8 protein-coding genes are annotated in these 8,373 nt (G+C 41.7%); 5 read left to right on the forward strand and 3 right to left on the reverse strand.

Going from position 1 to position 8,373, the window contains the following annotated elements; translation table 11 throughout:
• The coding region (locus tag PX481_RS13045) for a DUF3352 domain-containing protein (RefSeq protein ID WP_288094704.1) at nucleotides 1-1,459 on the forward strand (1,459 nt) is incomplete at its 5' end.
• On the opposite strand, the gene PX481_RS13050 is transcribed toward PX481_RS13045, so the two are convergent.
• Both PX481_RS13050 and PX481_RS13055 read right to left on the reverse strand, forming a co-directional pair.
• Entirely contained in the window at nucleotides 1,433-2,680 is a 1,248-nt protein-coding gene (locus PX481_RS13050; RefSeq protein WP_288094705.1) for a bifunctional folylpolyglutamate synthase/dihydrofolate synthase, read from the reverse strand. The genes PX481_RS13045 and PX481_RS13050 overlap by 27 nt on opposite strands.
• Before the next feature lie 304 nt (nucleotides 2,681-2,984).
• Nucleotides 2,985-3,710, reverse strand: coding sequence for a 2-phosphosulfolactate phosphatase family protein (locus PX481_RS13055; RefSeq protein WP_002759138.1), 726 nt, complete (start codon nucleotides 3,708-3,710; stop codon nucleotides 2,985-2,987).
• A 466-nt stretch (nucleotides 3,711-4,176) separates the two neighbouring features.
• Between PX481_RS13055 and PX481_RS13060 the strand changes: the two genes are divergently transcribed.
• Complete coding sequence (locus PX481_RS13060; RefSeq protein WP_002751648.1) at nucleotides 4,177-4,593, forward strand: XisH family protein; 417 nt, start codon at nucleotides 4,177-4,179, stop codon at nucleotides 4,591-4,593.
• Nucleotides 4,581-4,916 (forward strand): XisI protein, encoded by a 336-nt coding sequence (locus PX481_RS13065; protein ID WP_002748301.1) that lies wholly within the window; start codon nucleotides 4,581-4,583, stop codon nucleotides 4,914-4,916. Before PX481_RS13060 ends, PX481_RS13065 begins: the two co-directional genes overlap by 13 nt.
• 485 nt (nucleotides 4,917-5,401) lie before the next feature.
• On the opposite strand, the gene PX481_RS13070 is transcribed toward PX481_RS13065, so the two are convergent.
• Nucleotides 5,402-6,754, reverse strand: a complete 1,353-nt coding sequence (locus tag PX481_RS13070; protein WP_002759140.1) for a pentapeptide repeat-containing protein — start codon at nucleotides 6,752-6,754, stop codon at nucleotides 5,402-5,404.
• A gap of 163 nt (nucleotides 6,755-6,917) precedes the next feature.
• Here PX481_RS13070 and PX481_RS13075 point away from each other — a divergent pair, with 163 nt between their 5' ends.
• Complete coding sequence (locus tag PX481_RS13075) at nucleotides 6,918-7,091, forward strand: hypothetical protein (protein ID WP_196219823.1); 174 nt, start codon at nucleotides 6,918-6,920, stop codon at nucleotides 7,089-7,091.
• 685 nt (nucleotides 7,092-7,776) lie between these two features.
• On the forward strand, nucleotides 7,777-8,373 hold a 597-nt coding region (locus PX481_RS13080), incomplete at its 3' end, for an aldo/keto reductase (protein ID WP_288094706.1).

Here is an 8,373-nt window from a genome sequence, read left to right on the forward strand (position 1 = left end):
AGTTATCCCAGAAACTGCCTTTGCTAGTAGTTTTGTCTCCACGGATGCAAAAGCTTGGTCAGTGTTAGCTAAATATGGTACACCAGAATCGCGAACTGCGGTTAGTCAAGGACTAGAAGAATTACAAAAAAATATCTTCACTGATAAGATTGATTATCAACGGGATATCGAACCTTGGATCGGTAGTATTAGCTTTGCTTTCCTTCCCGCAGCTACCCCCGGACAATCGGAATTATTAACGGTTATCGGCATCAAAGATAAAATTAAAGCGTCGGAATTCCAGAAAAAACTAGGACAACAAGTTAATCGCAAAACTAGCACCAGTGACTACAAAGGTGTTAAAATTACTGCTATAGATTGGCAGGATAACACCACCATTTATATTGCCGTTGCGGGGGATTTTTTGTTGATATCCTACGATAAAAAGGTGTTAGAAGCGGCGATCGATACCTACCGAGGACAGCCATCTTTTAGCAGTAAACCGGAAGTGAGAAAACTGCTTTCCCAATCCCTCAACCTCCCCAATACCCTAGCGACAATTTATATCGATGATTATGCCGCAATCTTGGGACCAGATGCTAATTTATCTCCCCAAAGTCGGCAAGAATTAGCAAAAATTCAAGATGTTGTCGCAGGAGTGGGTGTCACCGATACGGGATTACAGTTACAAATGGTGGCTAAACTTGCTCCTGAAACTATTTCTAACCTACCTTCCCCCAGCAGAAATCAAGTTTTAAATTATTTACCCGGAGATACCATCGCACTTTGGAGTGGTAATAATCTTAAACAGGGATGGGAAGAAGCAGAAAAACAGTCCCAAACTAACCCAGAATTACAAGTTTTTCTGCGTCAGATCCGTGAGAATTTTCAGATGGCAACCCTTGACGCGGATCAAGAAGTTTTCAACTGGATGGATCGAGAATTTGCCTTTGGAATTATCCCCAACCAGCAAGCAGTGGGAGGGTTAGGTTTTGGGGGAATGATGATCTGGCAAACCGGCGATCAGAAAGCGGCAAAAATTACCCTCGATAAGTTAAATGAATTGGTGAAAACTGTTCCCTTTATCACCATAAAAAACAGTCAAATTTCCGGTGAAGATGTGACTGAATGGAAAGCGGAAGAACAAGCGATTTTAACCTATGCTTGGCCTAATAATGATACCCTAAAAATGACCGTCGGAATTCCCTATCAACCCCAACCGAATCAACCGATTAGCAAAAGTGAGAATTTCCAAGCATCGATCGCAAATTTGCCTAAAAATAATCTCGGTTATTTTTTCATCGATGTGGAGCAAATTATTGCTAAAGCAGGGGGAATTAATAATCTTCCAGCCACGGAATTAACCCCAGAAGCAAAGGCCTTTTTAGAATCGGTACGCGGGATCGGAATTACTGCCACTATGCCTGATAAAACCACCAGTAAAATTGATGTTTTATTTTCCCTGAAACAAACTCCCTAAAAAGTAACCGACTAGATAAAGCGATCCACAGAGAATTATACGACTATCGGCAGATTCTTGGATGGCTTTTTTTAGTCCTAAAAATACATCGGAACAACTCTCTAGGTGAGATAATTCTGGACAAATTGAAGCCGCTAATTCCGCTAAGGTTTCAGGATTGGCACTGCTATGATCCGGGACAGGAACTAAATATAAACTATCGCCTTTTCTTAATAAAGCTTGGAATATTTCCCGATGATCTTTAGTCGATAAAATACCCATCACCCAGATAATTTTTGGAGCCTTTAAACTATCTACATACTGCCTTAAACCCATGGCAGCAGCGGGATTATGAGCGCCATCTATTAAAATTTCTCGCTGACACCAATTAACGGTTTGTAAACGTCCTAACCAGCGAGTTTTTGCCATTCCTTCTTGCACGACTTCATCGCTAATTTGCCAACCTTGCTGACGTAAAATATTAACAACAGCGATCGCTATAGCCGAATTAGTTAATTGAAAATCTCCCGCTAAGGATAAAGGATATTCTAACCCTTGATATTTGGCCCGATTATCGGCAATTTTTTCGGCAGCTTCTACCCATACCGTCGGACAATTTAACAGCTTGATTCTCTCCCTAACTACCCCCTGCGCTGATTCCGGTAATTGTCCGATAACTGCGGGACAATTCGCTTTTAATATCCCCGCTTTCTCCCCTGCAATATCGGCAACCGTCGGCCCTAAATTTTGCCAATGTTCCCGACTGATAGAAGTGATGACAGTAACCAAAGGTTGAGCGCAAACATTAGTCGCATCTAATCTTCCTCCTAAACCCACTTCCATCACGGCAATATCCACCTTTTCCTGAGCAAAATACAGCCAAGCAGCGGCAGTAATTACCTCAAATTGAGTAGGACTTTCCTGCTGGGGATCGATAAGCGACTGTAGATTTTTAAGCAGGTTTTCTAAAGTCGCGGTTTCAATATTTTCGCCATTAATAGAGATTCTTTCTGTCCAATCAATTAAATGGGGAGAAATATAACGTCCGACTTTGTAACCGGCGGTGCTGAGAATAGATGATAGATAGGCACAAACCGAACCTTTGCCATTAGTTCCTGTGACATGAATAATCGGAATTTTATCTTGGGGATTGCCTAAAATCTCCAGCAGATTTTTTATTCTTTCTAAACCGAGATTGACACCAAAACGCTGAAAAGGTTGCAGTAAAGAATCGATAGTCATGGTTGGCAAACTATAAATAGGGTTTGCGGCAAAAAGTTTTTCGGTGGGGGTAGGGTGTGGGGTGTGGGGTGTGGGGTGTAGGGTTTTACCGATTTTCATCTGCTCAATTACCTAATTTTCAGGGAAAAAGTACCTGAATTTTCCCCCTGATCACTCCCAGACGAGGCACTTTTGGATTTCAAAAAGGTCTAAAAGTTTTATTCAACAAGGTTTTTAGATTTATTCAGCAGACCCTAAATAAAGGAATCCGGCTAGGATCGATACTCCTACCGGCACTGATGACCCTTTCTCTGGGTGATAATGTCTAAAGTTTGACTAAAATGCTCGGTTCTTTTTGGATCGGTAAAACATCAAGAGAGTCAATATTAGCGCAGTATTTTAAATCTTCTTGACAGTGGAGACGCAAGAGGCGCTGACCATGACTACAACTGTGGAACATTCCTAAAAGATCATTTTGCCATTGACGATAAAGAGCGATCGAGGCAATAACCTCATCATTCCCGATCGCCATTTGCCCCGATTGTTCTTGTAGCGCATCGGCGATCGCTCCAGCACAGGCCGTATCTTCCAGAGAATAACCCCCTTCCCAACCAGAGCCAACAATCCAGACGGTTTCGGGCTGCCTATCCAATAAGTAATTAACGGCAGCTTGCCGATTGATCATGGCCGCAGTGATCACGATTGGGGATTCTTCCACTCTTTGCAGAGCGCGAGTGCCGTTAGTGGTACTGATAAACAGACGACGACCTTTCATTAAATCAGGGGTACAATCGAGGGGAGAATTGCCCAGATCGCAGCCTTCCACTTTCGCGCCACCTCTTTCTCCTGCTCGGAGACGTTTTTCCGGTTGCCAGGTATCGCTCACCTGCATCAGGGTTTTCAGATCGCTGAAGGTTTGCACTGCTTCCGCACCGGCATTAAGGGCAGTGGCGATCGTGGTTGTTGCTCTTAAAACATCGATAACGACGGCGCAATCGGGTAGAGTATGGACGGGGGTAAGTTCGGGAGTATGATAAATGAAAACCTGCACGATTTATACCAAGTAAAAAGTAAAAGGGGAAATAAGCTCAACATACCGCCGCTCGGCGTTGCGCTGGCAGAAGAAAGACAAGGCCGATTTTATCACGATGGATGTCAGCTAGTTAAGCTGTTCTTAATTCAAATTGCTGGTTGAGATCAGGCAAGGGGGGGCTAATCTCAGAATAAGCGGTTTAAATACGTCTTAGCTTAGGGACTTGCGCTTTGATAATGTACCTTTTGGGCGAACTGCGTTCGCCCCTACATTGTGGACAAAATCCGTTACTGTAGGGGCGCAGAGCTTGCGCCCTCCGATCGATTGGGATATTATTCTCACGCAAGTCCCTTATTACTTGAAATGCCCACGCGGATCACAAAATTGGCCAATTGTCAATAGGGTTTGAGATGCTCTCACCCTGTCGCTCGTCATGACTAAATGTTATAATTAATAATTATTATGCCTGCTAACCTCAAGATTCATGTCTGCTAAAGATCGTTTTCATGGTGCAGTGAGAAAAGGATTAGAAAAAGAGGGTTGGATCATTACGGATGACCCTTTAAGGATTGAAGTGGGTGATGTAGAAATGTATGTCGATTTAGGAGCAGAGCAACTGATAGCCGCAGAAAAAGATAATGAAAAGATAGCCGTTGAAATTAAAAGTTTTATCGGTAAATCCAGCATTTCAGAATTTCATACTGCCATTGGACAATTCTTTAATTATCGTGTTGCTTTAGAAGAAAAAGAACCTAAAAGACAGTTATATTTAGCTGTTCCCTTAGATATTTATTATAGTTTTTTTGAATTGCGATTTATTCAAACTGTCGTTAAACGATTTCAAATTTACCTGATTATTTATGATCCGATTGGGGAGGTAATTGTCGAATGGAAAAATTAGAACAATATCGTCACTATGTCAAGCAAGTCATTACTGAATATTCTCAGATAGGTTCATCTAAAGATCCGATTGAACAACAATTGATTTTTGATACTGTTGGCGATCACTATCAATTGATGTATGTTGGCTGGAAAAATAGACGAAGATATCATGGTTGTGTTTTGCATCTCGATATTAAAAAGGGTAAAATCTGGATACAACATGATGGCACTGAGGTGGGAATTGCCAATGAATTGGTTAATTTAGGCGTTCCTAAAGAAGATATTGTTTTAGCCTTCCATGAACCCCTAGTCAGAGAATATACAGGGTTTGCGGTGGGTTAATCTTAATCCGAGAAAAGCGCCAAATTCGCCTAACCTAATCATAGCTTAGGCGACAATCAAGCAGACAAACAAGATCAGCAAGAGATTTCGATTTTTTTACCTTTCTGTATTTTTTTGTTAACAAAACTTAACAATTATCAGCAAAATTTTGCTTGCTTTTATCGGCAGATTTTGGGATAATATTTTTAAAGGATTTTATTCATAATGGAAATCTTTGCGTCTAAAAAAATTTTGCACAGATTCCCATTATAAGAAAAGCATAGCGCAAATCGCCGGCAAAGTCAAGTCCTTTCCCATTAATTATGGGTTGGCTGAAAAAGTAAGGGCGATCGCCGATTAAGATACAAGGTTTTTGAGCCACCAGCTTGAAAATCTTGCAGCTGCTTGGCTAAACAGGCCGCCAAACCCCTTATCTCGTCTATATTTCACATTTATTCAGCCAACCCTACCTAAATCTCTGCTGAAGGTGGAGATCAAAGGCTGTTTTAAACTAATGCTTTACTGCGATCGTTAGAATTATCCCCAAAAATTGCCCCTCGTCGAATCAAATCCTGTTTTTGTTCGGGGGTGATCCCCGTTGCATCGATAAAGATAGCGTTTTCAATGTCAGCCCCACTCAGGTTAGCCCCACTCAGGTTAGCCCCTCTCAGAATAGCCCCACTCAGGTTAACCCCACTCAGGTTAACCCCTCTCAGGTTAGCCCCACTCAGGTTAACCCCTCTCAGGTTAGCCTCAATCAGGATAGCCCCCCACAGGTTAGCCCCACTCAGGTTAGCCTTTCTCAGGTCAGCCCCACTCAGGTTAGCCTCTCTCAGGTTAGCCCCACTCAGTTTAGCCCCACTCAGGATAGCCTCACTCAGGATAGCCTCACTCACGATAGCCCAACTCAGGTCAGCCTCAATCAGGTTAGCCCCACTCAGGTTAGCCTCCATCAGGTCAGCCCATCTCAGGTTAGCCCCTCTCAGGTTAGCATCACTCAGGTCAGCCTCACTCAGGTTAGCCCAACTCAGGTCAGCCTCAATCAGGTCAGCCTCAATCAGGTCAGCCTCAATCAGGGCAGCCCCAATCAGGTCAGCCTCAATCAGGGCAGCCCCACTCAGGTCAGCCCCAATCAGGATAGCCCCACTTAAATCAACAAATCGTAGAGTTTTCTTATTGATTGTTCCCTCTCGAATTGCCTTAATTAATTCGGCTTTTTTAATAACTTTTGCATCTGTAGTGAACTCTGCTTTTGTGACGATAATTTCGGGTATATCGTCTGATTTAAGTTCATTGAGAAGGGCTTGCAATTCCCCCGATTGATGTAAATCTGCTAGGCGCTTTAAGCCATCTTCTGAACCTTCTAAAAATAGCCGAATACTGCCTTTAAGTTTCATAATAGGCTTGATCGTGTTGTCTCTGGCGATTTTTTGAATAAGGTTGTTAATCTTATCAATTTTCTCTGGTGTCAGGTCGTCTATCCCTACCTCAATAACTAATTCAAAAACTTTATCTGATTGCTGAGTTTGCGGTTTATTGTTATGATCAAATGTCTGAGAATTATCTCTATACCTTGTCAAAGCAGTAATCAGATTACTCTTTTCAATCTTTTCACCTGTTTGCTCTGACAAGATTTTAAATAAACTAGAAGCCGCATTCTTGATTGACTGTTCTTCTTGCCTAATTTCTTTCGCTAGATCACGATATGTTTTATCATCAAAAATACCTTTTAATATTTTTGTCTCCAAGTCTGTTAATCCCTTGTTTGTATGCTCTTTTTTCAGATCATTAACCAGCATTTCTAATTCAGTCCATGAAAGGGGTTTAATTTCAGTCATTTTTAGTTCATTCATCATCATTTTTTAAGGGTTGCAGGACTTAAGATTACTTTTCAGTACCTTGTCAGGTTACTTGAGAGTACCTAAAAAAAGTACCATTTTTAGGACTTTTGAGTAACGACAAATAATCAGATTTTTTTTAATCTAAAGATAGTTCACCTCCTAAGTAAAAGGATTGATGATTATGTATAAATATTGGTTAAAGTACAGAGAAGACGTTGTTAGTCTTGCCAAAATTACCGGCACGATAATTGCGATCGCATCATTTTTAGGCTTCTCTTTTCCAGAGAAATTTCAACCCACTCCCTGCCAACCGACGGCAATTGTTGAAACCACGGAAGTTAGCACTAACAATTAGTCAAAGCGCAAAATTCGCCTAACCTAATCATAGGTTAAGCGACAAACAAGATCAGCAAGAGACTTCGATTTTTTGACCTTGCTGATCTCTGTATTTCTTTGTTAACAAAACTTAACAATTATCGCCAAAATTTTGCTTGCTTTTATCGGCAGATTTTGGGATAATATTTTTAAAGGATTTTATTCATAATGGAAATCTTTGCATCTGAAAAAATTTTTCACAGATTCCCATTATAAGAAAAGCATAGCGCAAGTCGCCGGCAAAGTCAAGTCCTTTCCCATTAATTATGGGTGGGAATTTTCAGGAATCAAAAAAGGGGGTTAGTGGGGGCCAGGTGTTGGGGAGATTTTGCTGTGTTCGGTGAACAGTTATCAGGTAGAACCGGGGAACCAGATACAAAACTTAACAATTATCGGCAAAATTTTGCTTGCTTTTCTCGGCAGATTTTGCGATAGTATTTTTAAAATATTTTATTCATAATGGAAATCTTTGCGTCTGAAAAAATTTTTCACAGACTCCCATTATAAGAAAAGCATAGCGCAAGTCGCCGGCAAAGTCAAGTCCTTTCCCATTAATTATGGGTGCGAATTTCCCGGAATCAAAAAAGGAGGTTAGTGGTGAGTCAGACCAAATATAGGTTACACTTCAACTTTAATGGGAAACGCTGTCATTCTTTGTAGGGAATATGACTAGACAAACCGCTAATCTCGGACAAACAGGAATTGCCGTCAGTGCTTTGGGAATCGGGACTTGGGCATGGGGAGATAAACTATTCTGGAACTATGGCAAGGAATACGGAGCTAGTCAGGTAGAGGAGGCCTTTAAAGCGGCAGTAGAGGCAGGAATCACCTTTTTTGACACTGCCGAAGTCTATGGACTGGGGGAATCGGAACGACTCTTAGGAAAATTTACGCAAGAGACTGATATTCCCATCGATATTGCCAGCAAATTTGCCCCCGTACCGTGGCGATTGGGGGCGAATGCGGTTCATAATGCCATTACCGAGAGCTTAAACCGTCTAGAAACCGATAAAATTACCCTTTACCAAGTGCATTGGCCCTTCACCTTCCTAATTAGCCAAGAAACCCTAATGAATGCCCTAGGGGAAGAAGTAAAAAGCGGCCGTATTGGTGCAGTGGGTGTAAGTAATTATTCCGCCGAGCAAATGCGTCAAGCAAGCCAGATTTTGGCGAAAAAAGAGGTTCCCTTAGCGGTCAATCAGGTGCAGTATTCGCTTTTGTATCGCAAAATAGAAACTAAGGCAATTTTAGCCACGGCCAAG

The organism is Microcystis sp. M53603_WE2, from assembly GCF_030065435.1.